General features: G+C 64.1%; 24 protein-coding genes and 1 pseudogene. 6 read left to right on the top strand and 19 right to left on the bottom strand.

Features of this window, described 5'->3' with window-relative positions:
• Positions 1-10 precede the first annotated feature (10 nt).
• Together FXB41_RS12195 and FXB41_RS12190 are read left to right on the top strand one after the other, a co-directional pair.
• Complete coding sequence (locus tag FXB41_RS12195) at positions 11-865, top strand: ParA family protein (RefSeq protein WP_007598621.1); 855 nt, start codon at positions 11-13, stop codon at positions 863-865.
• 155 nt (positions 866-1,020) lie between these two features.
• On the top strand, positions 1,021-1,905 hold the full coding sequence (locus FXB41_RS12190) for a ParB/RepB/Spo0J family partition protein (RefSeq protein ID WP_219681892.1): 885 nt from the start codon (positions 1,021-1,023) through the stop codon (positions 1,903-1,905).
• A gap of 232 nt (positions 1,906-2,137) precedes the next feature.
• Here FXB41_RS12190 and holA read toward each other — a convergent pair whose 3' ends face one another.
• The 3 genes from holA to leuS are packed head-to-tail and all read right to left on the bottom strand — an operon-like array spanning position 2,138 to position 6,376.
• On the bottom strand, positions 2,138-3,166 hold the full coding sequence (gene holA / locus FXB41_RS12185) for a DNA polymerase III subunit delta (protein WP_007598623.1): 1,029 nt from the start codon (positions 3,164-3,166) through the stop codon (positions 2,138-2,140).
• Positions 3,167-3,213: 47 nt separating this feature from the next.
• Positions 3,214-3,765, bottom strand: a complete 552-nt coding sequence (gene lptE, locus FXB41_RS12180) for an LPS assembly lipoprotein LptE (protein WP_007598624.1) — start codon at positions 3,763-3,765, stop codon at positions 3,214-3,216.
• Complete coding sequence (gene leuS / locus FXB41_RS12175) at positions 3,752-6,376, bottom strand: leucine--tRNA ligase (protein ID WP_219681891.1); 2,625 nt, start codon at positions 6,374-6,376, stop codon at positions 3,752-3,754. Before leuS ends, lptE begins: the two co-directional genes overlap by 14 nt.
• A gap of 222 nt (positions 6,377-6,598) precedes the next feature.
• Here leuS and FXB41_RS40615 point away from each other — a divergent pair.
• Positions 6,599-6,706: pseudogene (locus FXB41_RS40615) on the top strand (GGDEF domain-containing protein); the annotation flags it as partial.
• 3 nt (positions 6,707-6,709) lie between these two features.
• Here FXB41_RS40615 and FXB41_RS12170 read toward each other — a convergent pair.
• A complete protein-coding gene (locus FXB41_RS12170) occupies positions 6,710-8,407 on the bottom strand; it encodes a diguanylate cyclase domain-containing protein (protein ID WP_007598626.1) in 1,698 nt (565 codons plus the stop codon).
• Between the two features lie 107 nt (positions 8,408-8,514).
• Between FXB41_RS12170 and FXB41_RS12165 the strand changes: the two genes are divergently transcribed.
• Positions 8,515-9,204: a YggS family pyridoxal phosphate-dependent enzyme gene (locus tag FXB41_RS12165; RefSeq protein WP_219681890.1), complete on the top strand. Its 690-nt coding sequence runs from the start codon at positions 8,515-8,517 to the stop codon at positions 9,202-9,204.
• Positions 9,205-9,360: 156 nt separating this feature from the next.
• Here the strand turns inward: FXB41_RS12165 and FXB41_RS12160 are convergent, their stop codons facing one another.
• Together FXB41_RS12160 and FXB41_RS12155 are read right to left on the bottom strand one after the other, a co-directional pair.
• Positions 9,361-10,134, bottom strand: coding sequence for a 2-keto-4-pentenoate hydratase (locus FXB41_RS12160; RefSeq protein WP_219681889.1), 774 nt, complete (start codon positions 10,132-10,134; stop codon positions 9,361-9,363).
• Between the two features lie 6 nt (positions 10,135-10,140).
• The gene (locus tag FXB41_RS12155) at positions 10,141-10,710 is read right to left on the bottom strand and encodes a L,D-transpeptidase family protein (protein ID WP_219681964.1); all 570 of its coding nucleotides are present in this window, start codon (positions 10,708-10,710) and stop codon (positions 10,141-10,143) included.
• A 202-nt stretch (positions 10,711-10,912) separates the two neighbouring features.
• Between FXB41_RS12155 and FXB41_RS12150 the strand changes: the two genes are divergently transcribed.
• Both FXB41_RS12150 and FXB41_RS12145 read left to right on the top strand, forming a co-directional pair.
• On the top strand, positions 10,913-11,599 hold the full coding sequence (locus FXB41_RS12150) for a response regulator transcription factor (protein ID WP_007598630.1): 687 nt from the start codon (positions 10,913-10,915) through the stop codon (positions 11,597-11,599).
• A gap of 58 nt (positions 11,600-11,657) precedes the next feature.
• Complete coding sequence (locus tag FXB41_RS12145; RefSeq protein ID WP_007604089.1) at positions 11,658-12,101, top strand: cyclic nucleotide-binding domain-containing protein; 444 nt, start codon at positions 11,658-11,660, stop codon at positions 12,099-12,101.
• A 96-nt stretch (positions 12,102-12,197) separates the two neighbouring features.
• On the opposite strand, the gene xth is transcribed toward FXB41_RS12145, so the two are convergent.
• From xth to FXB41_RS12080, 13 genes are all read right to left on the bottom strand, one after another.
• Entirely contained in the window at positions 12,198-13,013 is an 816-nt protein-coding gene (xth, locus tag FXB41_RS12140) for an exodeoxyribonuclease III (protein ID WP_007598633.1), read from the bottom strand.
• Between the two features lie 153 nt (positions 13,014-13,166).
• Positions 13,167-13,922: an outer membrane lipoprotein carrier protein LolA gene (locus tag FXB41_RS12135; protein WP_219681963.1), complete on the bottom strand. Its 756-nt coding sequence runs from the start codon at positions 13,920-13,922 to the stop codon at positions 13,167-13,169.
• Positions 13,923-14,074: 152 nt separating this feature from the next.
• The gene (locus FXB41_RS12130) at positions 14,075-16,549 is read right to left on the bottom strand and encodes a DNA translocase FtsK (RefSeq protein ID WP_219681888.1); all 2,475 of its coding nucleotides are present in this window, start codon (positions 16,547-16,549) and stop codon (positions 14,075-14,077) included.
• A 9-nt stretch (positions 16,550-16,558) separates the two neighbouring features.
• Positions 16,559-17,773 (bottom strand): aminotransferase class I/II-fold pyridoxal phosphate-dependent enzyme, encoded by a 1,215-nt coding sequence (locus FXB41_RS12125; protein WP_219681887.1) that lies wholly within the window; start codon positions 17,771-17,773, stop codon positions 16,559-16,561.
• 310 nt (positions 17,774-18,083) lie between these two features.
• Positions 18,084-18,488, bottom strand: coding sequence for a GFA family protein (locus FXB41_RS12120; RefSeq protein ID WP_007598639.1), 405 nt, complete (start codon positions 18,486-18,488; stop codon positions 18,084-18,086).
• Between the two features lie 116 nt (positions 18,489-18,604).
• The gene (locus FXB41_RS12115) at positions 18,605-20,203 is read right to left on the bottom strand and encodes a caspase family protein (RefSeq protein WP_219681886.1); all 1,599 of its coding nucleotides are present in this window, start codon (positions 20,201-20,203) and stop codon (positions 18,605-18,607) included.
• A gap of 207 nt (positions 20,204-20,410) precedes the next feature.
• Positions 20,411-21,859: an ammonium transporter gene (locus tag FXB41_RS12110; RefSeq protein ID WP_007598641.1), complete on the bottom strand. Its 1,449-nt coding sequence runs from the start codon at positions 21,857-21,859 to the stop codon at positions 20,411-20,413.
• 38 nt (positions 21,860-21,897) lie between these two features.
• Positions 21,898-22,236, bottom strand: a complete 339-nt coding sequence (locus FXB41_RS12105) for a P-II family nitrogen regulator (protein ID WP_007598642.1) — start codon at positions 22,234-22,236, stop codon at positions 21,898-21,900.
• A gap of 434 nt (positions 22,237-22,670) precedes the next feature.
• Positions 22,671-23,273, bottom strand: a complete 603-nt coding sequence (locus FXB41_RS12100) for an ATP-dependent Clp protease proteolytic subunit (protein ID WP_007598643.1) — start codon at positions 23,271-23,273, stop codon at positions 22,671-22,673.
• 41 nt (positions 23,274-23,314) lie between these two features.
• Complete coding sequence (locus FXB41_RS12095; protein WP_007598644.1) at positions 23,315-23,662, bottom strand: SRPBCC family protein; 348 nt, start codon at positions 23,660-23,662, stop codon at positions 23,315-23,317.
• Entirely contained in the window at positions 23,659-23,973 is a 315-nt protein-coding gene (locus FXB41_RS12090) for an ArsR/SmtB family transcription factor (RefSeq protein ID WP_035993871.1), read from the bottom strand. The genes FXB41_RS12095 and FXB41_RS12090 overlap by 4 nt, the downstream gene beginning before the upstream one ends.
• Before the next feature lie 41 nt (positions 23,974-24,014).
• On the bottom strand, positions 24,015-25,316 hold the full coding sequence (locus tag FXB41_RS12085) for an ammonium transporter (protein ID WP_219681885.1): 1,302 nt from the start codon (positions 25,314-25,316) through the stop codon (positions 24,015-24,017).
• A gap of 128 nt (positions 25,317-25,444) precedes the next feature.
• The gene (locus FXB41_RS12080) at positions 25,445-25,783 is read right to left on the bottom strand and encodes a P-II family nitrogen regulator (protein WP_007598647.1); all 339 of its coding nucleotides are present in this window, start codon (positions 25,781-25,783) and stop codon (positions 25,445-25,447) included.
• Positions 25,784-25,824 lie beyond the last annotated feature (41 nt).

The raw sequence follows: 25,824 nt of genomic DNA, 5'->3' as shown, positions 1-25,824 counted from the left end.
GGAATTTGCGATGAGCGTGATTGACGAACCGCAGCAAGAACAGACCGCCGCCGTCCCGCAGGGCCATCCGCGCATCCTGGCGCTGGCGAATCAGAAGGGCGGCGTGGGAAAAACAACCACGGCGATCAACCTCGGCACGGCGCTCGCGGCGATTGGCGAGCGTGTCCTGATCGTCGATCTCGATCCGCAGGGCAACGCCTCGACCGGCCTCGGCATCGATCGTCGCAATCGCTCCTGCTCGACCTATGACGTTCTTGTCGGCGAGGCGAGCCTGCGGGAAGCGGTGGTGTCGACTGCGGTGCCGCGGCTGCATATCGCGCCCTCGACCATGGATCTCTCCGGCCTCGAGCTCGAGCTCGGCACCACGCCCGGTCGTGCGTACAAGCTGCGCGACGCGATCAGCGCGCTCAACAACAACGTCTCGCCCGACGCCGATTACACCTACGTGCTGATCGACTGTCCGCCCTCGCTCAATCTGATCACCGTGAACGCGATGGCGGCTTCCGACGCGATCCTGGTGCCGCTGCAGTGCGAGTTCTTCGCGCTCGAAGGTCTGTCGCAATTGCTGCAGACGGTGGAGCAGGTGCGTTCGACGCTCAATCCGAACCTGTCGATCCACGGCATCGTGCTGACCATGTTCGACTCGCGCAACAATCTCTCGAACCAGGTCGTTGCCGACGTCCGGCAGTTCATGGGCGAGAAGGTCTACAAGACCATGATCCCGCGCAACGTGCGCATCTCGGAGGCGCCGTCCTACGGCAAACCGGTGCTGGTCTACGATCTCAAATGCGTCGGCAGCGAAGCTTATCTGCGGCTCGCCACCGAAGTGATCCAGCGCGAGCGCGAACTGCGGACGACGCATTGAAGGTGCGCTGATCTGTAGGATGGGTAGAGCGCAGCGAAACCCATCATGGGTCGCGCCAACAGGATGGGTTTCGCTTCGCTCTACCCATCCTACGAGTTACGAGTTTCGATAATTCAGTTCTGGAGTGCTGCAGCGTGAATCCAAGGGAGCTGGCGATGGCCGACGAAGCGCGTTCGCGATTGGGCCGGGGTCTTGCGAGTCTGATCGGTGACGTCGGCGGCGAGGCTCAGCACGTCGATCGTCCGCGCGCGCAGCGCAAGGTGCCGATCGAATTCATCAAGCCCAATCCGCGCAACCCGCGCCGCACCTTTTCGGAAAGCGAGCTCAGGGAGCTCAGCGATTCCATCAGGCAGCATGGCGTGATCCAGCCGATCGTGGTGCGCCCGGTGAAGGGTGCACAGGACCGCTTCGAGATCATCGCCGGCGAACGGCGCTGGCGCGCCTCGCAAATGGCCGGCCTGCACGAAGTGCCGATCGTCCCCGTCGACATCAGCGACAGCGATGCGCTGGAGTTCGCGATCGTCGAGAATGTGCAGCGCGAAGACCTCAACCCGATGGAAGAGGCGCTCGGCTATCACGCGCTCGCCAACGAGTTCAAACGCAGCCAGGACGATATCGCCAAAGTCGTTGGCAAGAGCCGCAGCCACATCGCCAACATGATGCGGCTGACGAAGCTTCCCGCCGAAGTGCAAGCGTTGATCACGAGCGGCGAGCTGACCGCGGGTCACGCCCGCGCGCTGATCGGCGTGCCTGATCCGCTCGCGGCCGCCAAGCGCATCGTCGAAGAAGGCCTCAACGTCCGCCAGACCGAGGCGCTGGCGCATGAAGAGGGCGTGCCGGAGCGCAAGCCGCAGAAGGCGCGCACGGGGGCGAAGGAAAAGGACCCCGACACGGTCGACCTGGAGAAGCGCGTCAGCGATGCGCTCGGGCTCAAGGTCACGGTGAGCCACCGCGATCCCGGCGGCTCCGTCCAAATCAACTACCGCAACCTCGATCAGCTCGACGAGGTGATGCGGCGGCTGGCGAAGGGCGCGCTGTAGCCGCTAGTTCCGCTCTCTCACCCTCATGCTGAGGGGCCGCGGAGCGGCGTCTCGAAGGGCGAGGGCCCGGCCTGCATCCTTCGAGACGCGCGCAAGAGCGCGCTCCTCAGGATGAGGGACACGCACCGTCCTCGTCATCGCGAGCGCAGCAATCCAGAATCTTTCCGCGGAGAGATTCTGGATTGCTTCGTTGCAAGGGCTCCTCGCAATGACGGGGGGCAGAGCGGCGTGCTCAGCTCCGCCGCTTCGCGTTCGCGGCGATCGCCATCAGCGTGCGCTGGGCGATGGCGGCGGCGAGGGTGGATTGCTTGCGCGTGTCGAGCGCGGCGGTTGCGAGCTGCTCGATGATGGCGGCGAGCCGCGCTACGCTGAAATTGCGCAGTGCGGTTTCGACCGCGGGCTTCCGCGAGAAATGCAGGCGCGGATAGCCGCTGTCGAGTACTGCGGAAGCGGGCGTGCCGTCGGCGATCGCGAGCGCCGATTTGTGCAGCCACGCCGCCTGACGCTGCGCCGCAGAGATGATCACGCCGGGGTATGTGCCCGCTATCATGGCTTTGGCAAACTCGTTCTCGACGATCTCGGGCCGGCCGGCGAAGGCGCCATCGACGATCGGATCGAGTTTCAGCTCCGACGCATCGGCGACGACAGCCATCACGTCATCCAGCGTGATCTCGCCCTTGCCATGGGCATAGAGCGTGAGCTTGCGCAGCTCGTTGCGGGAGGCCTGGCGGTCGCCGCCGAGGAACGACATCAGCGCCGCGCGGGCATCCTGCGCGATGCGCAAATTGGCGATGCGGAGCTCGTCTTCCATCAGCTTGGCCAGGTCGCGCTCGCTATCGGGATAGCAGGCGATCGCGACGGCCGTCTTGGCGCGTTCGCAGGCCTTGCGCAGCGGCGATTCCGGGCGCAGCTCGCCGGCCTCGATCACGATGCGGCAATCCTTCACGCCCATCTCAGCCAGCGTGTCGATAGCGCTGGCAAAGCTGCGCGAGCCGGCGCGCACGCGGATGGCGCGGCGGCCGCCGAACAGCGGCACCGTCATGGCCTCGTCGACGAGGCGCGACGGCTCGGCGGAGAGCTCGTCGCCATCGACCTTGACCAGCGAGAACGGATCGTTGGGATCGTCGACAGCCGAGGCAATCAGCGCATCCGCGCGTTCGCGGACCAGGCCGGCGTCAGGTCCATAGAGCAGGATGATCGAACGGCCCACATCGGGGCGGGCGAGAAAGGCGTCGATCTCTTTTCCGCGCAGCGCGACCATGTTGCCTGGGATTCGTCATTCCGGGCGAACCGGGGGGACGGGATGAATTAAGTGCCCGCGGTGAAGAACGAGGCGAGGCGAGTCGTGATGTTCTCGGCGATCTCGTTGGCGGCACGATCCTCGGCATCACGTATTGCGCGGTTGCGGCTGAAACGCTGATAGGAGCCGGGCATGTCGTAGGACACGCGGGAGAACGTGGTGCCGGTCATTACCGACTTGCCGCTAACGACCTCGATCAGATTGTACTGGGCGTCGAGGCCGTAGTTTTCGCTGCTCGGCAGGCCGGTATTGGGATCGACGATCAGCGACGACTTGCTGCTTGAGAAACGGATCTCCAGGCGGTGGGTCGGCGGCATGCCGGTGGCGGTGCCATAGAGCTTGAAGGCCAGCGCGTTGCGGACCTCGACGCCGACGCGGGCCTCGCGCGAGGCATTGGCTTTGGAGATCGGGGGCAGATCGACCCCCATCAGCTTCTCGCGCAGGCCGGGCGTACCGTCGGTGTGCTCGGCATACATCGGGTGGAAGCAGCCGGCCGTCATGGCCGCCAGTGCGGCGACCGCCAGCAAGCGGGCTGCGATGCGGATCCTAGCCGACAACATTCACGATCCTCTTGGGGACGATAATCACCTTGCGGACGGGCTTGCCATCCAGGGCCAGTTTTACCGCATCGAGGGCCAAAACGGCAGCCTCGATTTCCGGATTCTCGGCCGCTGTTGCAACTGTGACCTCGCCCCGCTTCTTGCCGTTGACCTGAACCACCAGGGTCACACTGTCTTCAACCAGCAAATCACGCTCGATTTGGGGCCAATTGGCCTCGGAAACCAGCCCGCTGTGGCCGAGAGCCTGCCAACATTCCTCGGCCAGATGCGGCATCATCGGGGAGAACAGCTGGACCAGGATCTGGCTCGCCTCCCGGATCGCCCAAGCCAAATCTGGAGCCGGCTGGCCGGGACGCTGCAAGACCTCCGCGAACGCATTGGTGAATTCGCGAATATGGGCGAGGCAGACGTTGAAGTGCAGCCGTTCGATCCCGGTGGTGACCTTGTCCAGCGCACCATGGGCGGCCTTGCGCAAGGCGGTGGCGTCCGGGCCGAAGCCGGCGGGCCGGGCGGCCGGCGCGGCCTTGCCGGGTTCGATCGAGTCGTTCACCAGCCGCCACAGCCGCTGCACGAAGCGCGAGGCGCCCTGGACGCGCTCATCGCTCCAGATCACGTCGCGCTCGGGCGGGGAGTCCGACAGCATGAACCAGCGGGCGACGTCGGCGCCATAGGTCTCGATGATGTCGTCGGGATCGACCGTGTTCTTCTTAGACTTCGACATCTTTTCGATCGGACCGATCTGGATGTCTTCGCCTGACGTCAGCAGCGTGGCGCGGCGGCCGTTGGCGCCGGTCTCGACCTTCACCTCGACCGGCTGGACGTAGGTGCCGTCGGCCTTCTGGTAGGTCTCGTGCACCACCATGCCCTGCGTGAACATGCCGGCGAACGGCTCGTCCAGTGCGATGTGCCCGGTCGCTTTCATCGCGCGCGTGAAGAAGCGGCTGTAGAGCAGATGCAGGATCGCGTGCTCGACGCCGCCGATATACTGGTCGACCGGCAGCATCCGGTTGGCGACCTCTGGCGTCGTCGGCGCGTTCTCGTTCCAGGGATCGGTGAAGCGCGCAAAGTACCAGGACGAATCTACGAAGGTGTCCATGGTGTCGGTTTCGCGCTGCGCCTTGCCGCCGCATTGCGGACAGGTCACGTGCTTCCAGGTCGGGTGATGATCGAGCGCGTTGCCTGGCTTGTCGAAGCTCACATCCTCCGGCAGCACCACGGGGAGGTCGGCATCCGGCACCGGCACCACGTCGCACTTCGGACAGTGGATGACAGGAATCGGGCAGCCCCAATAGCGCTGGCGCGAAATGCCCCAGTCGCGCAGGCGGAAATTGACCTGACGCTCGCCGACCGGAGCGTTGCCGCGCAGCTCGCTCTCGAGACGCTTCGCCACCTCGTCCTTGGCCTGATCGATGGTCATGCCGTCGAGGAAGCGCGAATTGATCATGCGGCCGTCACCGTCATAGGCGGTATCGGTGATGACGAACGATTTCGGATCCTGGCCCTCGGGGCACACCACCGGCGTATTGCCGAGAGCGTACTTGTTGACGAAGTCGAGGTCGCGCTGGTCGTGGGCGGGGCAGCCGAAAATGGCGCCGGTGCCGTATTCCATCAGCACGAAGTTCGCGACATAGACCGGCAGCTTCCAGCTCGGATCGAACGGATGGACCGCGCGGATGCCGGTGTCAAAACCCTGCTTCTCGGCGGTATCGATGATCTCCTGCGCTGTGCCCATCCGCTTGATCTCACCGATGAACTCGGCGAGCTCAGGATTTTTGGCCGCGGCTGCCTGCGCCAGCGGATGATCGGCCGAGATCGCCATGAACTTCGCGCCGAACAGCGTGTCCGGGCGCGTCGTGAAAATCTTCAGCTCGCTCTCGCCGGCCGGCGTCGTCGCCGCGTCGAGCGCGAAGCGGATCAGCAGCCCCTCGGACCGGCCGATCCAGTTGCGCTGCATCAGCCGCACCTTGTCGGGCCAGCGGTCCAGCGTATCCAGTGCCGACAGCAGCTCCTGCGAGTACTTCGTGATCTTGAAGACCCACTGGTTCATTTCCCGTTGTTCGACGACGGCGCCCGAACGCCAGCCTTTGCCGTCGATCACCTGCTCGTTGGCGAGCACGGTCATGTCGACGGGGTCCCAGTTCACCTTGCGCTTTTCGCGCTCGGCGAGGCCTTCGCGCAGGAAGTCCAGAAACAACTTCTGCTGGTGCTTGTAGTAGCTGGGATCGCAGGTCGCGATCTCGCGGCTCCAGTCCAGCGACAGCCCGATCGAGCGGAGCTGCTTCTTCATCGCGGCGATGTTGTCGTAGGTCCAGGCCTTCGGCGCCACCTTGCGCTCGATCGCGGCGTTCTCGGCCGGCAGGCCGAAAGCGTCCCAGCCCATCGGATGCAGCACGTTGAAACCCTTGGCGCGCATGAAGCGGGCCAGCACGTCGCCGAGCGTGTAATTGCGGACATGGCCGATATGGATGCGCCCCGACGGGTAGGGGAACATCTCCAGCACATAATATTTCGGCCGCGGATCGTCGTTTCTGGAGACGAAGATCGCCTGTTGGTCCCAGGCGGCTTGCCAGCGCGGTTCGGCGTCGCGGGCGTTGTAGCGTTCGGAGGTCATGGAATCGTTGGGTTTTCGTGGATCTGGGCCAGCTAAAGACGGCGGACTAGGCCATAGAAGTCCTCAAGGGGTCAATGGGTTGCCGCAATTTGGGAACCTTCGCGACCGTCCCGGGCAAATAGTGCGGCCGCCATTGGGGTGTGATTAAGAGGTCGATGCCAGGTTGGTGGCCAGGACCCGAAGACTTGCGATGGCCACCAGCTTCGACGATCTCGACCGATCACAGATCTCATCGAGCGCTGCGATCGCGCGCTCTATCTCGCCAAGAACAACGGCCGCAATCGCGTGGTCACCGAGCGCGAGCTCGATGCCACCGGGGCTGCGGGTTAGCCCTTAACCCGCCATCATCATTTCCGCCGCGCCGTTGTCGATCACCATGATGCCGTGTTCGACGACGTTGTTGCGACCGCGGTGCTTGGCGGCGTAGAGCGCGGCGTCGGCGGCTTCGATCAAATCGCCCGGACGCAAGCTCTCGTTGGGCTTCGTCGCGGCAACGCCGATCGAGACGGTGACGATCATGTGGTCGGAGGTGATGTGCGGCAGGCACAGCTTCAGCACGGCCGCGCGCGCCTGTTCGCCGATTTCGACGGCGCGCGCGATGTCGGTGTTCGGCAGCAACAGGCAGAACTCCTCACCGCCGTAGCGGGCCGCGAAGCCCATCGTGTCGGCGGCGATGCCGGACAGCGACTCGCCGAGCCTGGTCAGGCAGGAATCGCCTTCGAGATGGCCGTAGGTGTCGTTGAACAGCTTGAAATGGTCGACGTCGATCATCAACAGCGCGAGGTCGCTACCATATTGCTGCGCGCGCATCCATTCGAAGTCGAGGCGGCTCTGGAAGCCGCGGCGGTTGGCGAGCCCCGACAACATGTCGATCGAGGCCATCACCGTGAGCCGGTCGTTGCTCGCCATCAGCTCGCGTTCGCGCTGGCTGAGCTGCGCGGCCATCGCGTTGAACGCACGGGCCAGCGGCACGAACTCGGATGGCAGGCGATTGCGCGCGGCGCGCGCCGACAGATCGCCCTCGCCCAGACGCTTGGCCATGTCGGCGAGCATCCTGATCGGCTTGATCACCAGTTTCTCGGCTGCGATCAGCGCGCCGAGCAGCACGAACACGACGACGAAAGCGAGCTGGAGATAGGCGGTGCGGATGTCGCGGCTCACGGCCGCGGACACCTTGTCCTCGTCGATGCTGGCGATCAGGCGGGCATTGGTTCCGGCGATGCGGATATAGCTGACCGCGCGGCGGGAGCCGTCCGCGGCGAGGAAGGAGAGTGAACCTTCGTCCTGGTCAGACCTCAGCGCCTTGTCGGCGATCGCGGACATCAGCGGCATGTTGTCGAGCGGACGTCCGATCGCACTATGCTGGTCGGCCGGTGCCGCCAGCACGGTGCCCGCGCTGTCGACCAGCACGGCCGTGATGCCGGCGCGGCCACCCAGATTGCTCATGACCTTCGACATCCAGTCGAGGTTGACGGTGGCGAGCACGACGGCATCCGCTACGCCGCTGAAGGCGGACACCGGGTAGACCGCCATGACGGTCGGTGTCGGCACCGGGCGCGACAGGATGAAGTCGCTCAGCACGAAGCGGCCGGTTTCCTGCGCCTGCTGGAAGTACGGCCGGTCACCGAGGTCGAGGCCGACATACATGTTGTTGGTGGCGCACTGGATGCGCCCGTCCTGGCCGGCGATCAGAAGCGTGCGGATCCAGGGAAGATTCGACGGCAGGCTCGCGCGCAGCACGTCACAGCTCTTGCTGATGCCGCCGACGGAGGCGCGGATGAAAGCTTCCGATTTCAGGATGGTCTCGACCGACGATATCACCTCGCGCTGCGCGTCGGCGCTGTGTCTTGCAACGGTGGTGAATTCGGCCGTGGCCTGCGCGATCTGCCGCGTGCGCGTGTCTTCGAGCGAACGGATGCGCTCGAACATCAAGGGCGTCACCAGAATTACCGCGAGCAACGCAAGCCGCGCCCGGATTCCGAGAACCTGCTTGAGTTTCGCTCGTTTGCGGTTGAAACTGACGTTTGCCATCTTCGCTGCCCACCCCGCGGCTAAGGTAAAGCAAAGGGTTCAAAAACTCTTTCTTGAACTCGGTAAAATTAGAACTAGCTCCGCAACAACAGCTCCGATGCGACATCATGACTGAAGCCAACGCCGCGCCGCTAACCGGCCATTCACCAAACGCGCTCGCCGCGGTCGAAGCCGAAATCGCGCGCGCCTGCAGGGATGCGCGGCGCGAACGTGCCTCCGTGACGCTGATTGCGGTGTCGAAAACTTTCGCCGCGGATGCAATTACCCCGGTCATCGACGCCGGACAGCGCGTATTCGGTGAAAATCGCGTGCAGGAGGCCAAAAGCAAATGGCCCGCGTTAACTTCTGTTTACCCCGATATCGCGCTGCATCTGATCGGCCCGCTGCAATCCAACAAGGCGAAAGAGGCGGTCGCGCTGTTCGATGCCATCCATTCGGTCGACCGCCCGAGCATTTGCCAGGCGTTAGCCAAGGAAATCGAATCCCAGGACAAGCACCCGGAATTGTTCGTCCAGATCAATATCGGTGAGGAGCCGCAGAAGGCCGGCATCGCCCCCGGCGAGGCCGATGCTTTCATCGCGAGCTGCCGCGACACCTACGGGCTGACAATCTCGGGGTTGATGTGCATCCCGCCGGTGGACGAGCCGCCGGCGGCGCATTTCGCGCTGACCGCCAAGATCGCCGCGCGCAATGGATTGAAGAAGCTCTCGATGGGCATGAGCGCGGATTATGCGACCGCGATCATGCTCGGCGCCACGCATGTGCGCGTGGGCAGTGCGATCTTCGGGCACCGGTGATCATAAGCGAATTTGTTTTTGGTCGTCCTGGCGAAAGCCAGGACCCATTACCGCGATAGTCTGTTTGACGAACACCGCGGCAACGACCGCTCTGCCCTTTGCGTAGATCACGCGGTATGGGTCCTGGCTTTCGCCGGGACGACAGTGGGGAAGAGCCTATTCAAACCCCACCGCCACCTTTCCCAGCGCGCCAAAGTCCGCGACAAACTGATCGCCGGCCTGGATCGGCAGCGGCGGATGGCACGTGCCCGTGGTCACCACCTCTCCTGCCCGCAAGGTGATGCCGAGGCCACGCAGCTCGTTGGCCAGCCAGACCAGGGCAATGCGGGGATCGCCGAGCACGTTCTTGCCGTGGCCGAGATAGCGCTGGCCACGCAGCGTGATCTGCGGCCGCTCCTCGACGAGATCCATGGCACGCCAGTTCGCATGCGTCGCCGCGCCCAGCACGAACAGATGCGCACAGGCATTGTCGGCGATCAGCTGCGCCTCGCCGGCGCTGGCGAAATCGGCAAAGCGCGAATCGGGAATCTCGATCGCGGGATGCAAGCTGTCCACGGCGGCGAGCACTTCGTCGACAGTATACGGCGCCGCGCGCGGCGGCAGATCGCGCGCCATGCGGAAAGCGAACTCAGGTTCGCCGACGCGCATCGCGTTGCCCTTCATCGAGACTGTGCCGCCATCGGCGATCACGGTGTCGCTCATGATCCGACCGGCCAGCGGTCCCGCGACGTTGATGTGCTTCTGTCCGGACTCGCTTGTCGCCGCGATCTTCCAGCCGAACAAAGTCCCGCTGAGTGCGGCCTGTATGGCGTAACCCTCGGTGCGGTTCTGAGGCCGCAACGGTGGCTCCAGCGCGTCAAGCTTGGTGCCGTCGCGCCAATGTTTGATCAGGACCTGCGAAGCGGCGGCGATCTGATCCCTGTCGAGCATGTGTCCTCACCCGATGATGATTTTTGTTTTTGGTCCCAGCCGCCGCAGCAATTGTCGCATCGCCGCTTCGGTCATCGAGACGCAGCCTGCGGTCGGGCCGAAATTGTCGCGGGCCAGATGCAAAAACACCGCGCTGCCCCGGCCGGCGATCCGAGGCCTCGTATTGTGGTCGATTTCGATGATGAAGTCATAGAGATGGTCGGCCCGCTTGAGCCGGTCGCCGCCCTGCCCCTCGCCGAGGCGGATCCCCTGATTGTAGTGACGGTCCTTGGGATCCTCGCACCAGGCGTCCTCGCCGGTGATGATCCGGGCCGGCAGGAAGGTCTGCGGGCGGCTGTGCCGGTCGCCCCGCCACCACAATCGTCTGGGACGGAAGCTGCCCCTCGGGGTGCCGCCATCGCCCTCGCGCTTGTTTGCCAGAATGCCGCCGCGTCCGAGCGCCACCGGAATCGTCAGCGCTCCGGCGGTCAGCCAGCCCCGGCGCGGATTCCCGGCAGCAGGCTTAACGCGGATCGCCGACAGCGGCCCGGCGCTTCGGTTCATGGTGTAACTAGCTGAAGCAGCTTTATTTTTCATGTGAACGTGCGATGTCGAATTCATTACAGGACATTCATCAAAACGGCCTGCTATTCTGGGTTAGAGTGGTTCTGGCTTGTGAATCGGTAACAGCCCACTACTTCAACACGAACAATAATAATAACGGCGACCCCTAAACTTCCCTCTCGGTTGGGTGCAGCATGGATGCGCGCCGCGCCGGACCCCAAAAGGATGACCCCCTATGGCCAATGCCCGCAAGATCCTGATCGTGGATGACGATACCGATCTGCGCGATACGTTGGTGGAGCAATTGTCGCTGCACGAAGAATTCGAAGCCTCCGCGGTCGATACCGGCGCCAAGGGCGCGAGCGCCGCGAAGGCCAATGCCCCCGATCTCGTCCTGATGGATGTTGGCCTGCCTGACACCGATGGCCGCGAAGTGGTCCGCTCCTTACGCAAGGGTGGGTTCAAGGCTCCGATCATCATGCTCACCGGGCATGACACCGATTCCGACACGATTTTGGGGCTGGAATCCGGCGCCAACGACTATGTCGCAAAACCCTTCCGCTTCGCCGTGCTGCTGGCGCGCATCCGCGCCCAGCTCCGGCAGCACGAAGCCAGCGAGGACGCGGTGTTCTCGGTCGGCCCCTACTCTTTCCGGCCCGGCTCCAAGATGCTGACCGCCGCCAACGCGCGCAAGGTCCGGCTGACGGAGAAGGAAACCGCGATCCTCCGCTTCCTCTACCGGGCCGGTCAGATGCCGGTCTCCCGCGAGACCCTGCTCCAGGAGGTCTGGGGCTACAATTCCGGCGTCACCACCCACACGCTGGAAACCCACATCTACCGCCTTCGCCAGAAGATCGAGAAGGACGCCGCGAACCCGGAGATCCTGGTCACGGAAGCCGGTGGCTACAAGCTGGTGCCGTGATACGCTTCTGGGGCGTGCGAATCGTTTTAGATTGCATGCCCTTGAGCCCCGGACCTGAATGTCAATCGACGACGATGTAGCGCTTCTCGAGCGTGTCCCGACACTGCGCCTGTTGGGAGACACTTCGTTGCGCATGCTGGCGATCGGCTCCGAGCAGCGTGACTTCGTCCGCGGCGACGTCTTGTTCAATCTCGGCGACGATGCCGATGCCGGCTTCGTGGTCCAGCGCGGCGCCTTCCGGGTCGACGACGGCGCCGGCGCGGAGATGATCGCAAGTCCCGGTGCGCTGATCGGCGAGCTCGCGCTGATCGTGCCGATGAAGCGGCCGTCGAGCGCGATCGCGATCGAGCACGCCTCCGTCATCCGCGTCGCGCGCAGCCTGTTTCAGCGTGTGCTCGAAAGCGACCCCGCCGCGGCCGTCCGCCTTCGCGATGAATTCGCGGTGCGCTCCAGCCAGATCGCCAGCGATATATTGATGGCGGGTGCGAAGCTGACCAGCTAGCAGTGCCGTAGCCCGGATGGAGCGAAGCGCAATCCGGGATTCGTGCCTCCGGAAAAGCTGCCCCGGATTTCGCTACGCTCCATCCGGGCTACAAGATCACACCTCGAGCGTCACCGTCACGGGCACATGGTCCGACGGACGCTCCCAGCTCCGCGCGTCGCGTAAAATCTTGAAATCGCCGACCGCGTCTTTCAGCGCGCGCGAGACCCAGATGTGGTCGAGCCTGCGGCCGCGGTCGCCGAGGGTCCAATCGGCGGAGCGGTAGCTCCACCAGGTGTAGACCTTTTCCGACATCGGAATGCGGTCGCGCGCGACGTCGACCCATTCGCCGGCGGCGAGCGCGGCTTGCAGCTTCTCGGTTTCGATGGGCGTGTGCGACACCACCTTCAGAAGCTGCTTGTGCGACCAGACGTCGTTCTCATGCGGAGCGACGTTGAGATCGCCGACCAGGATGTGGCGATCCTCGCCGCGCGGATGCAACGGCTCGCACGCTTTCATCTCGTCGAGGAAGCGGAGCTTGTGATCGAACTTCTCGTTCAGCGCGGGATCGGGAATGTCGCCGCCGGCCGGCACGTAGAAATTATGCACCACCAGGGGCTTCGCGATCCCGGCCTTCTCACCGAACGATACTGAGATATGGCGTGAATCAACCTTGTCGCAGAAGGTGCGGATGTCCTTCGACTCGAACGGAATCTTCGAGACGATGGCGACGCCGTGATAACCCTTCTGCCCGTTCAGCGCGACATGCTCGTAGCCGAGCCGCTTGAAGCGCTTCAGTGGAAAGGCGTCGTCGATGCACTTGGTCTCCTGGAGACACAGCACGTCCGGCCGCGAGCTCTTGAGAAATTTTGCGACCAGATCGATGCGTAGCCGCACCGAATTGATGTTCCAGGTTGTCAGGGAAAAACGCATGAGGGATGCGTCTTAGCATGGATTTGCGCGAGGAAAATGCTTGTCCACAGCAGCGGAATCGTAGGGTGGGTTAGCTCAGCGTAACCCACCATGCTTCCAAATTTGCGGACCGAGATGGTGGGTTACGCCTTCGGCTAACCCACCCTACGGCACCTAGCCCGGCGACGGGCCGTAATTGGTAAAATCGATCTTGAACATGCCGGGATCGAGCTTCTTGCTCGTGTCCAGATTATAAACGGCGATCGTGGTGTCGTAGCCCTGCGGATCTGTGACGGTCCACTGCTTCAACTGACCGTCCTTGGCGCCGAACATCAGCAAGAGGCGGCTGGTGCCGACCAGCGCCTGCTTCTCCTCGATGGTGACGCTGACGAAGACGTCGTCGGCCGAGACGTTGACGACGTTGGTGTCCTTCATCAGGTCGATGCGGTCGGACAGCAGGAAACGCAGCGGCGTCTGCGACAGCGGATAAACGTCCTGCGTCGCGAGCTTGCGGTCGCGCACCACCAGCGACGATCCGTCGGCGACGATGTCGATCGGGCTCGGCGCGTCATATTCGAAGCGCACCTTGCCCGGCTTCTGGATGTAGAAGTCGCCTTGCGTCTTGCTGCCGTCGGGGCCGACCTGGACGAAATTTCCGACTAGCGTCGACAATGATGAGAGATAGGCGCTGACCTTGGCCGCCTGGGCCTTCTGGTTGGCATCGAAGGTCTGGAAGATGCTGCTCGGCACGTTGCGGCGCGGATCCGGAATCACCGGATTCGGCGGCGTCTGGGTCGCGCCGGTGACCGTGGGTCCTCCACCGGCCGGACTGCCATCGCGGCCCTTCGGTGCAGGCTTCGGCACGGGAACGGTCTGCGCGAACGACGCCGCACTCACCATCGCGGCGGTGACGAGAATCACGCCGGCCATGCGCGCGCTTCGCGCGGCGACGATGGCAGCGAATCGAATGTCCGGATGTCTGATCAACGCGTCGTCCTGTGTGGCTGGGCGCCCTTTTAGCGTGATTTCGGCCAAAAGCAGATAACGTTTTTGCGTGAAATGGTGGTCCGAGGCGGCTCGCCTCACATATGGCTGTCTTCTTCCTCGACCAGAATCTCGCGTTTGCCGGCGTGGTTGGCGGGTCCGACGATGCCCTCCAGTTCCATGCGCTCCATCAGCGATGCGGCGCGGTTATAGCCGATCTGCAGGCGGCGCTGGATGTAGCTGGTCGAGGCCTTGCGGTCGCGTTTGACGATCGCAACGGCCTGCGAGAACAAATCGCCGCCGCCATCCGCGCCCATGGCGGAGGCGTCGAACACCGCGCCGTCCTCGTCCTCGCTGGGTTCTTCGGCCGTGACGGCTTCGAGATATTCCGGCTGTCCCTGCGTCTTGAGGTGGCGCACCACCTTCTCGACTTCGTCGTCCGACGCGAACGGTCCGTGCACGCGGCTGATGCGACCGCCGCCGGCCATGTAGAGCATGTCGCCCTGGCCGAGCAGCTGCTCGGCGCCCATCTCGCCGAGAATCGTGCGGCTGTCGATCTTGGACGTGACCTGGAAGGCGATGCGGGTCGGGAAGTTCGCCTTGATGGTGCCGGTGATGACATCGACCGATGGACGCTGCGTTGCGAGGATCACGTGCAGGCCGGCGGCGCGCGCCATCTGCGCCAGACGCTGCACCGCGCCTTCGATGTCCTTGCCGGCAACCATCATCAGGTCGGCCATTTCGTCGACGATGATGACGATGTAGGGCAGCGGGTCGAGCGAGAGCTTCTCTTCCTCGTAGATCGCCTTGCCGGTTTCCTTGTCGAAGCCGGTGTGCACCGTGCGCGTTGGCTCTTCGCCCTTGGCCTTCAATTCGAGCAAGCGCGTGTTGTAACCGTCGATGTTGCGCACACCGAGCTTGGCCATGTTCTTGTAGCAATCTTCCATCTCGCGCACGGCCCATTTCAGCGCGACCACCGCTTTCTTCGGGTCGGTCACGACGGGCGTGAGCAGATGGGGAATGCCGTCATAGACGGAGAGTTCGAGCATCTTCGGATCGACCATGATCAGGCGGCACTGGTCCGGGCGCAGCCGGTAGACCAGGCTGAGGATCATGGTGTTGATGGCGACCGATTTGCCGGAGCCGGTGGTACCGGCGATCAGCATGTGCGGCGTGCGTGCGAGGTCGATGATGACGGGATCGCCGCCGATGGTCTTGCCGAGGCAGAGCGGCAGCTTCGCAACCGAATCGACGGTCTCCTTGGCGACCAGCAGCTCGCGCAGATAGACCTTTTCGCGATGGGCGTTCGGCAGCTCGATGCCGATGGCGTTGCGGCCGGGCACGACGGCGACGCGCGCCGACAGCGCGCTCATCGAACGCGCGATGTCGTCGGACAATCCGATCACGCGCGACGATTTGATGCCCGGCGCCGGCTCCAGCTCGTACAGCGTGACCACGGGACCCGGATGGGCCTTCACGATCTCGCCGCGAACGCCGAAATCCTGCAGCACGCCTTCGAGCGCGCGCGAATTGGCTTCCAGCTCGGCCTTGCTGAGCGGCTGACGATCGCCGGCCTTCGGCGCGGCCAGCACCGACACGGACGGAAGCTCGAACTTGTCGGAGGATTTCTTGGAAGCGGCCTTGGGCGCAGCCTTCTTACGCGGGGCGCGCGCGGCCGGCTCCTCCTCCTCTTCCTCCTCCTCGTCGTCCTCGTGTTCGTCCTCGTCGTGCTCGTCTTCGGATTGGGGCGAGATCGACGGCGCGGTGCGGCCGCCACCGAGCTTCGGCTCCTGGCGGCTGAATGCAACGGCCTTGGTCTTCGGTCCGCTCGAGACCAGCGAGCGGTAGGCCGCACCAAGCAACCAGGTCAGTCGCGCCTTCGTGCTCATCAAGGCATGGAACAGCCAGCCCAGCGACACCGAACCGCGATCGCTGTCCTCGTCCTGGTCGAGCGGCTTGTCGTCGTCCTCGATGTCCGCGAGTTCGTCGTCATGCTCGCGTGCGCCGAGGCCGCAGGCGATCAGGAAGGTCGCCGCCATCGCCGCGAACAGGATCGTGCCGAGCACGATGCGATAGATCATGCCCGGCGGTCCGAAGATCACCGCGGGCGCGCGAACCAAGGCATCGCCGACCACGCCGCCGAGGCCTGTCGGCAGCGGCCAGGCGCCGCCATGTGGCCAGCAGCTGACGAAGCCCGCCGCGATCACCGTGCAGAGAATCCAGGAGCCGAGCCGCAGCGCCTCGCGGTCGAACGGGCGATGGGTCAGCATGCGCCACCCCCAGACCGCGATCGTCAGGACCAGCATGATCGCGCCGAGCCCGAGGATCTGCATCGCAAGGTCAGCGCCGATTGCGCCGGCATAGCCGAGAATGTTGCGGATCGGCCGCGACGTTGCGTGGCTGAGGCTGGGATCCTGCACCGACCAGGTCATCAGCGCCGCCGAGGCGACGCCCGACAATGCGATCAGGCCGAGACCGCTGAGCTCGCGCACGCGCCGCGCCAACCCCTCGCGGATCGAGGGCGGCAGATGGCCGACCAAGGGAATGACACGTTCGATTGTCGACATGCTCACGGGCCCCGCCTAACCCAGAGTCTCGACCAGGCGGTGCAGCGCCTGCGCCGTAGTCTCGCCATCCTGCACCAGCGCAAGGCGAATGTAGCCTGCGCCGGGATTGAAGCCGTCGGGCTGGAGCCGCGCCAGATAGCTGCCGGGCACCACGCGCACGCCTGCTTCCTTGAAGAGTTTCAGGCACACAGACACGTCGTCGCCGATTTCGGACGTGTTGAGCCAGACGCAGAAGCCGGCGTCGGGCCGGCGATAGCCGTAGCGATTGCCGATGATCTGGTCGGCGAGATCGAACTTGATCCGGTAGAGCCTGCGGTTCTCCTCGACATGCGCCTCGTCGCCGTAAGCGACGGTCGCGACATGCTGGAGCGGTACCGGCACCTGCGGCGCCGCGATATTGCGCAGCTCGAGGAACATGCCGATGAGTTTTTTGTCGCCGGCGGCGAAGCCGACGCGCAGGCCCGGCAGGTTGGAGCGCTTCGACAGCGACTGGAACGCAACCACGCGGGTGAAATCAGGGCCGGCGCATTCGAGCGCGCTGCCGGGCGCTTCGCGGGTGTAGATCTCCGAATAGCACTCGTCGCTGAGGATCACGAAGCCGTAGCGGTCGGCGAGCTGCTTCAGGCGCGTGAAATAATCGCGCGAGGCGACCGAGCCCTGCGGGTTGGCGGGCGAAGCCAGATAGAACGCCACCGTGCGCGCCAGCGTCGCCTCGTCGATGGCGTCGAGATCGGGCAGGAAGCCGTTCTCGGCCGTGGTCGGCAGGTAGACCGGTTCGCAAGCCGCGGCGCGGGCGCCGGCGCCATAGACCGGATAGAACGGGTTCGGCATCAGGATCGCGGGCTTGCCGGGACGCGGGCCGACATAGCGCGCGGCCGCGATCGCGGCGAGGAACAGCCCCTCGCGGCTGCCATTGAGGACGAGAATCTCGCACTCGGGATCGAGGGCGCGCGGCAGCTTGAAGCGCGACGATAGCCAGACGCCCGCAGCCTTGCGGAACGGGTCGGTGCCCTTGTTCGCGGGATAACGGCCGAAATCGGCGATGTGCTTGGCCAGCACCGGGCCGACGAAATCAGGCACGGGATGCTGCGGCTCGCCGACGGCAAGCGAAATCAACGGCTTGCCGGGCTGATGGGGTGCCAGCAGCTCGTTCAGCCGGACGAAGGGAGAGCGTTCGCTATCGGAGCTTCCACTGTCCTGCGGCGCACGGGATGAAGCGGTCATAGCCATTCTGGACGCCAGCACTCTTGGAACAGCCGGTCGCAGCAAGGCGCCGACGGGAAGCGGTTCAGTTCACCATAGATAGGGCGAGGTTAAGACGCGATTAACCATCGGTCGCCGGCTCCGTCCAGAGCAGGAAAAATAAGGCCGGATAACAACGGGATGGCTGCGGCGGTTCTTACCGCTCCCGCTTGCGGGAGAGGTCGCGCCGGAGGCGTGGGTGAGGGTTCTCTCCAAACAGGGACTGTCCCGATGTTGAGGCACCCTCTCCCCAGCCCTCCCCCGCATGCGAGGGAGGGAGCGCGCCGTCATCGCGGCTCTAGTGCGCCGGCAGCTTCTCGAATGTCGCCATGCCCGCGGGGATCGCGTGGAAGTCCTGCTTGTCGCAGGTGTAGATCGCCATCTGCGGATGGAACTGCGCAGGCTCGTCCAGCGTGCCGACCTTCAGGATCGCAGCCGGCAGTCCCGGAACCTTGGTCACCAGATGGGTGCCGCATTCGGCGCAGAATTCGCGCGTGACGGCGCGCTCGAGGTCCTTGCGGGTGAACTGCTTGGGCTGCCCGGCGATGTAGCTGAAGCCGGCCGCCGGCATCGCGATGAAGGTGTTGGGCGCGCCGCCCGAGATGTACTGGCACTCGCGGCAATGACACTGCGCCTGCATCATTGGGTCGCCCTCGGCGACATAGCGCACTTCGCCGCAATAGCATCCGCCTTCCAAACGCATGACGACCTCCCTTTTGTTGTTTCTTGTGGTCGATATTTCTGCGCCAGCGGTGCGGAATGGCAATCTTTTTCTTTGCGAGCGGACAAAGGCAGACCATCCGCAGCCGGTTCGTGCATCTATCGCTTGGCAAGCCCGCAGCCGTTGAATCCCCGGCCGCGCCAGCAACCGCTGCTCATGCACTCGGCTTCCAGCCGTGGACAAGCGGTTGAAGCGCAATCCGCGCGGCCGCCCATACTGACGCACGCCGTGGCGCACCTGCTTCGCATGAACGAACAGCTCATGCCGCTTCCGGTCTGCCGTGGTTGCCCTGCTCCGGCCTGATCTGGCGGCAGCACGGCCCTCTTGTCGTCGCGCTTGGTCGGCCGCTTCGAATCAGGTTGGCCCGGACTTGCAGCGGGGCTCGGTGTCGTCAGCTTGGAGAGCTCCATCCGACACGGTCGGCCGGTCTCGGTGCGGACGCCGGCGCCGGTGGTTTCTTTCAGCTCGAGTGCCAGCTTGTACTGATAGGGCGCGCCGGCGGTGCGGCGAAGCGGATCCTTTTCGCCAATCAGCCCGTTGACGGTGACAGTCGCGCTGCCGTCCGCTTCAATCTTCCCGTCATAGATTGTGGCACCGGGCTTGCCCTCTTCCCCGGAGAGAGTGTGCAGCACGCCATCCTTGACGCGCAGCGCATACTGGAAATAGGCCTCGGGAAACGGGGGCTTGTTCTCGCAAGTTTCCTTCGCGATCCAGGTTCCATCGAACGCGGTTACGCGCTTGGCGGCGTCTGATGGTTTCGCCAAAGTCTCGATGCGTGATTTCGCCAAATCTGCGAACGCGCACGCTGGGAAGCGTGCGAGGTGATCCTTGAACGCCGCGAGCGTTCCCAGCGCTTCCGCGCTACGCCAATGGTCGCTGGCCTCCGCGCAGGGATCGACCTGAGGCGTCGCAGGAGACAACGCCGCCGTTTCGGGCTTGCCGTTGAGGTAGAACTCGCCGAAGAACGACAGCGACAGCTCCGGCACTTGCAAGCCTTTGGAGCGCTGGTAGACGCCGGCGCTGATCGTTTGAAATACCGTGTTGACGTTGCCCTTGTCGCCGATGTGCTCCAGGAACGCGCTGGTATAGGGGCTGTTGCGGCCGCTGCCGTCGTCGGCAGTCCGGCCGGCCTGTGTCGCGTAGGAAATGATGGTGCCCTCGGGACTTTCCATCTTGGCGAGGCCGCGAGAGACGGTGACGCCACGGCCCTGTCCGACGTTTCGCCGCAACTCGTCGGCAAATGGATTGTCGCGGCAGGCGTCGAGCACGAGGATGCGCAGGTTCTTCGCCTGCTGGAGATCCGCCAGGATCTCGTCGGCGCGTACCAGGCGGCGCAGATCGACCTCGTCGCGAACGACGGCATCGACAGGCACCAGATAGTTGACGCCGGCGAACTGGAGCGCGTGCCCGCTGTAGTAGAACAGGGCGACATCGGCGCCGCGAGCCTCACGCGCGAAGCGAAGAATGGTGTCCTGCATGGCGGACTGGTCGAGGTCGGTCGCGACCAGAGGATCGAACCCCGATCGCTTGAGGGCCGCGCCGACATCGGCCGCATCATTGGTCGGATTGGCGAGCGTGGGAACGTTTCGGTAGGCGCCGTTGCCAATCACCAGCGCGACGCGCTTGTCCGCACGGGCATCGAGGCTCGACAAAGCGAGCAACAGGAAGCACCAGACCAGGCAATAGGGCAGACGCATGAAATCCTGCTCCAAATGGGGAGCATGATATTCAACAAGCTCGCAGCAATGCAATTTAACTTATGACGGCCCAGCGGTGCTCGGGTCCAAAAAGAAAGGGGCTCCAACTTGCGCTGGAGCCCCTCAACGGCCGGGACATTGCCGGGTATGTGCCCCAAACCGTAGTTGTGAGCGCGACCTCCGAGGAGGCCGCGCCCGGGAGGAGACTTACATGTTGTAGGCGCGCTCGGTGTGCTCGGTGATGTCGAGGCCTTCACGCTCGCTCTCGACATTGGCGCGGAGGCCAACGATCACATCGACGACCTTGTAGAGGATCGCCGAACCGATACCCGACCACACCAGCGTGGTGCCGACGCCCCAGACCTGGGAGATCATCTGCGCTGCGAAGTCGTAATCGGCAACCTTCGGCGGGATCGCGGTGTAGTCGATGATGCCCGCACCACCCAACGCCGGATTGACGAGGATGCCGGTGCCGAGGGCGCCGATGATGCCGCCGACGCAGTGCACGCCGAACACATCGAGGGAGTCATCGTAGCCGAGCGCGTTCTTCACGACGGTGCAGAAGAACAGGCAGACCACGCCGACCACGAGGCCGAGGACGATCGCACCCATCACGCCGGAGAAGCCGGCGGCAGGCGTGACGGCCACGAGGCCCGCGACAGCGCCGGAGATGACGCCGAGCACGGACGGGTGACCCTTGATGATCCACTCCGCGAACATCCACGACAGCGCGGCGGCTGCGGTGGCGACGAAGGAGTTGGTCATGGCGAGGGCTGCGCCGCCATTGGCTTCGAGGTTGGAGCCGGCGTTGAAGCCGAACCAGCCGACCCAGAGCAGCGAGGCGCCGATCATCGACATGGTCAGCGAGTGCGGAGCCATCAGCTCCTTGCCGTAACCGACGCGCTTGCCGATCAGCAGAGCGCCGACGAGGCCCGCGATGCCGGCGTTGATGTGCACCACGGTGCCGCCCGCGAAGTCGATCGCGCCCTTCTTGAAGATCCAGCCTGCGTCGGCGTTGATCTCGTCGAGCTTGGCCTGCGCCGCGGTCTTCGCCGCGCCATCAGCCGCAGCAGCCAGAGCCTTGGCAGCGTCCTGGATCATGTCCGGGCCGGGCCAATACCAGACCATGTGCGCGATCGGGAAGTAGATCAGCGTGACCCAGAGCGGGATGAAGAGCGCGATCGCCGCGAACTTCATGCGCTCGGCAAAGGCGCCGACGATGAGGGCGGGCGTGATCGCTGCGAAGGTCATCTGGAAGCACATATAGATGAGCTCCGAGATGTTGGCGTCGACCGAGAAGGTCGCAGCCTTCGAGTCGGTGGTGACGCCCATCATGAAGGCCTTGGAGAAGCCGCCGATGAAGTCGGAACCGCCGGTGAAGGTGAGGCTGTAGCCGTACACGGCCCAGATCACGGTGACGACGCAGACGGTGTAGAACACCTGCATCAGGACCGAGAGCATGTTCTTGGAGCGGACGAGGCCGCCGTAGAACAGCGCGAGGCCGGGGATCGTCATCAACAGCACGAGCACTGTCGATGTCAGCATCCAGGCGTTGTCTCCCTTGTTGACCGTTGGCTCGGCATAGGCTGCGGTCGCAGCGAACAGGCCGACTGCGAGAGCCGCCAATCCCGCGCCATAGGGACGCTTAAACGTCATTTCATTTACTCCTGATTGAATTTTGATTGAGCGCGAAATCAAAGGGCCGCAGCATCGGCCTCGCCGGTGCGGATACGAACCGCATGGTCGAGATTGATGACGAAGATCTTGCCGTCGCCGATCTGACCGGTTTTTGCGGCGGTCGTGATGGCGTCGATGGTCTTGTCGACCTGGTCGGAGGCGACAGCGACCTCGATCTTGATCTTGGGCAGGAAGCTCACGGCATATTCGGCGCCGCGATAGATTTCCGTATGGCCCTTCTGGCGGCCATATCCCTTGACTTCCGTCACCGTGAGACCGTGAACGCCGATGGCGGTCAGGGCGTCACGGACTTCTTCCAGCTTGAATGGCTTAATAATCGCCATAACAATTTTCATGGGTCCTATCCCCGCTTGGGCCCGGTCCGGACGTGGCCGGGCGTTTCTCGACTGGTTCGCCACGAGGGAGAAAGTTCACTACGCGGGCACAGCCAGGACCCCTAGAATCAAATGCCGTGCCAGATCGGGCGTGTTGGCTAACGGACTATGAAAACGGGTGTTTTCGCGTTTGACGCGTATTGCGGTGCGGTGCGCTATTACGCCGCGCTCAATACCTGGTCATGCCTGATTAAAATAAAGGCACGTCAAGCTGCCGACACATTGATGCTCATGCGCCGGGCAGCAGAACGGTATTTCCGTAAGGCGGACGCCTGTTGCAGGGCTTGTCGTGCGGCGAAATATCGGACCCCCCGCACTTGTGCTCACGGAATGCGCGTAACCGGCCAAACAGCTTAAGCGGGGCGAGCTCGCCGGACGGTTGCAGGCAGAGACCGTCAGGCGGCGCTGCGTTCCGTGAACACCCGGTCGATCAGCCCCCAGTCGACCGCCTGCTGCGCGGTCATGAAGTGGTCGCGGTCCAGGGTTCGTTCCACGTCCGGCTCGGGGCGCCCGCAATGTTGGGCATAGAGCCGGATGATGCGCCGCTTGGTTTCCTGCATCTCGGTGGCATGGATCAGGATGTCGGACGCCTGGCCCTGAAAGCCGCCGAGCGGCTGATGCACGTGAAGGCTCGCATTGGGCAGGGCGGCGCGGTGACCGGGCTCGCCGGCCATCAGCAGGAACGAGCCCATCGAGCGCGCGGTGCCCATGCACAGCGTATGCACCGGCGCCTTGATGAATTGCATGGTGTCGTACATCGCAAGGCCCGCGGTGACCACGCCGCCATAGGAATTGATGTAGAGATTGATCGGCTTGTTCGGATTCTCCGCCTCCAGGAACAAGAGCTGCGCGCAGACGAGGCCCGACATCGCATCATTGACCTCGCCGTTGAGGAAGATGATGCGCTCGCGCAGCAGGCGCGAATAGATGTCGAAGGATCGTTCGCCGCGGGCGGATTGTTCGACGACCATAGGGACGAGCTGAAGCATGTCGCGCATCGGCGACCTCCATGTCTGCGGGTGGTGAAGTGGTGTTGGTGTTAGGCGGCCGCGCGCATCAGGCAGCCATTGCTGTTGGCCGGCTGCGGCAGCTTCATGCAGGTTTGCTGGATGATGCGGAAGCGGGTGCCGCCATCCTCGTTCGGTTCGATCCGGAAGATGACATGGCTTTCGCGAAACGGCGGTTCGGAATCGCGAAGCCGGTAGCGCACCTCCTGGCCTGGGATTGATGATTCCGGCTCGGCGCCCGCAAGGTCGCAATCCGGCAGCCAGCGCTCGCGCAACGCCGGAATGGTCACCGCGCGCCAGACCTTGGCCGGCGGCGCATCGAATTCATATTCGAGGACGAGAGCTGCGTCGGAGGGATCAGGCTTCGCGGCGTCGCTCATTGATCCATCTCCTTCAAGAGATCGGCGAGGGCATCCATGCGTTTCGGCCAATAGGCGCGGTAGCGCGCAAGCCAGGTCCCGATGGCGAGAATTCCTTCGGGATCGACTTCGTAATTCACAAAGCGGCCCTGCCGCTGTTCGCGCACCAGGCCCGCCCCGCGCAGCACCGCAAGATGCTGCGACATCGCCGGTTGGCTGATCTCTAATCCGTCGCGCAAAGCGCTCGCATTCAGGCTTCCGCCGGCAAGCTTCTCAAAGACCTTGCGGCGGGTCGGGTCGGCCAGCGCCTTGAAGATGTCGGCTTCGATCATGGCAACACATAAGCACAGGCTTATGTGTTGCGCAAGGCCCATTACTGCAGCGCCTCGCCGTGCTGCGAAATATCCAGCCCTTCGAGCTCGTGCTCCCGCGAGACGCGCAACGGCACGAACAGGCTGACCAGCGTGAGCAGGACGAAGCTCACGCCGGCCGACCAGACGAAGGTGACGGCGACCCCATACAGCTGGATCAGAAGCTGCTGCGGATGGCCTTCGAGCAGGCCGGCGGTGCCGCCGATCGCGCTGGTTGCGAACACGCCGGCCAGCAGGGTCCCGGTCAGCCCGCCGATGCCGTGGACGCCGAACACGTCGAGCGAATCGTCATAGTCGAAGCGGTGCTTCAGCCAGGTGCAGGCCCAGTAGCAGACCAGGCCCGCGATCACGCCGATGACGATACCGTGCCAGGGCGCCACGAATCCCGAGGCCGGCGTGATGGTGCCGAGGCCGGCGACCGCGCCGGAAATCATGCCGAGCACGGAAGGCTTGCGCCGCGTCGACCATTCGATCGCGCCCCAGGTCAGCGCGCCGGAGCACGCTGCGAGATGGGTCGCGATGATCGCCAGCACCGCGCGCGAATTGGCTGCGCCCGCCGAGCCGCCGTTGAAGCCGAACCAGCCGACCCACAACAGGCCGGTGCCCATCACCGCAAGCGACAGATCGAACGGCGAGAGATTTTCGGTGCCGTAGCCATGACGGCGTCCCATCACCTTCGCCGCGACGAGGCCGGCGGTGCCGGCCGACAGATGCACCACGAGGCCGCCGGCGAAATCCAGCACGCCCATGCTCGCGAGGAAGCCGCCGCCCCACACCCAGTGCGCCAGCGGAATGTAGACGAAGATGAACCAGGCCACTGAGAACAGCAGATAAGCGGAGAAACGCATCCGGTCGGCGACCGCGCCCGCGACCAGCGCCACCGTGATGATCGCAAACGTCATCTGGTACAGCATGAACAGCGCTTCCGGGATCGTCTTCGCGGCCGGGTTGACGCTGTCCATGGTCATGCCGGCGAGGAACCAGCGGTCGAGCGTGCCGATCCATGGGCCGTCGCCGACGAAGCACAGCGAATAGCCGAAGGCGACCCAGAGAATGGAGATGATCGTCACCGCGGCGAGGCTCTGCGCCATGGTGGCGAGCACGTTCTTCTTGCGCACCATGCCGGAATAGAACAGCGCGAGCCCCGGGATCGTCATCATCAGCACCAATGCGGTGGCGACAATCATCCAGGCGGTGTCGGCGGTGTTGATCTCTGAGCCCGCGGCGCGCGCCGGCGAAGCCATGATCGACACAAGCCCGATCGGCGCGGCAATAGCAGCCGCGCGGCGCAACAATCCCGCCATGTCGTTTCCCCCAGCTATTGATTGCGTCGCACGCCGTGGCGCCGTTGCCCGGTGCGATCGAAGAAGAAGAGCGTTTTCGAGCGAAGTGGATACCGGTTCGCGTACGGAAAACGCGTCAAAACAAGAATCTAGAGCGCGTCGCTGTCGGTCTCGCCGGTGCGAATGCGGGTCGCGTGATCGATCGGCGTGACGAAGATCTTGCCGTCACCGATCTGGCCGGTGCGTGCGGTCGCGGTGATGACGGCGACGGCCTTCTCGGCGATATCGGAGGCAACCGCGATCTCGATCCGCAGCTTCGGCAGGAAATTCACGACATATTCGGCGCCGCGATAGATCTCGGTGTGGCCCTTTTGGCGGCCGTAGCCCTTCACTTCGGTCACGGTCATGCCGTGGACGCCGATCGCCGTCAGCGCCTGGCGGACTTCATCGAGCTTGAAGGGTTTGATGATCGCGACGACGAGTTTCATGGTCAGGCCTATTCCCCGGGATGCGCCGCGCCGTATGTCCC

Source organism: Bradyrhizobium canariense, from assembly GCF_019402665.1.
Classification (GTDB): Bacteria; Pseudomonadota; Alphaproteobacteria; order Rhizobiales; family Xanthobacteraceae; genus Bradyrhizobium; species Bradyrhizobium canariense.
Note: the sequence above shows the minus strand (reverse complement) of the source record. Positions and strands in the feature narration are given on the sequence as shown.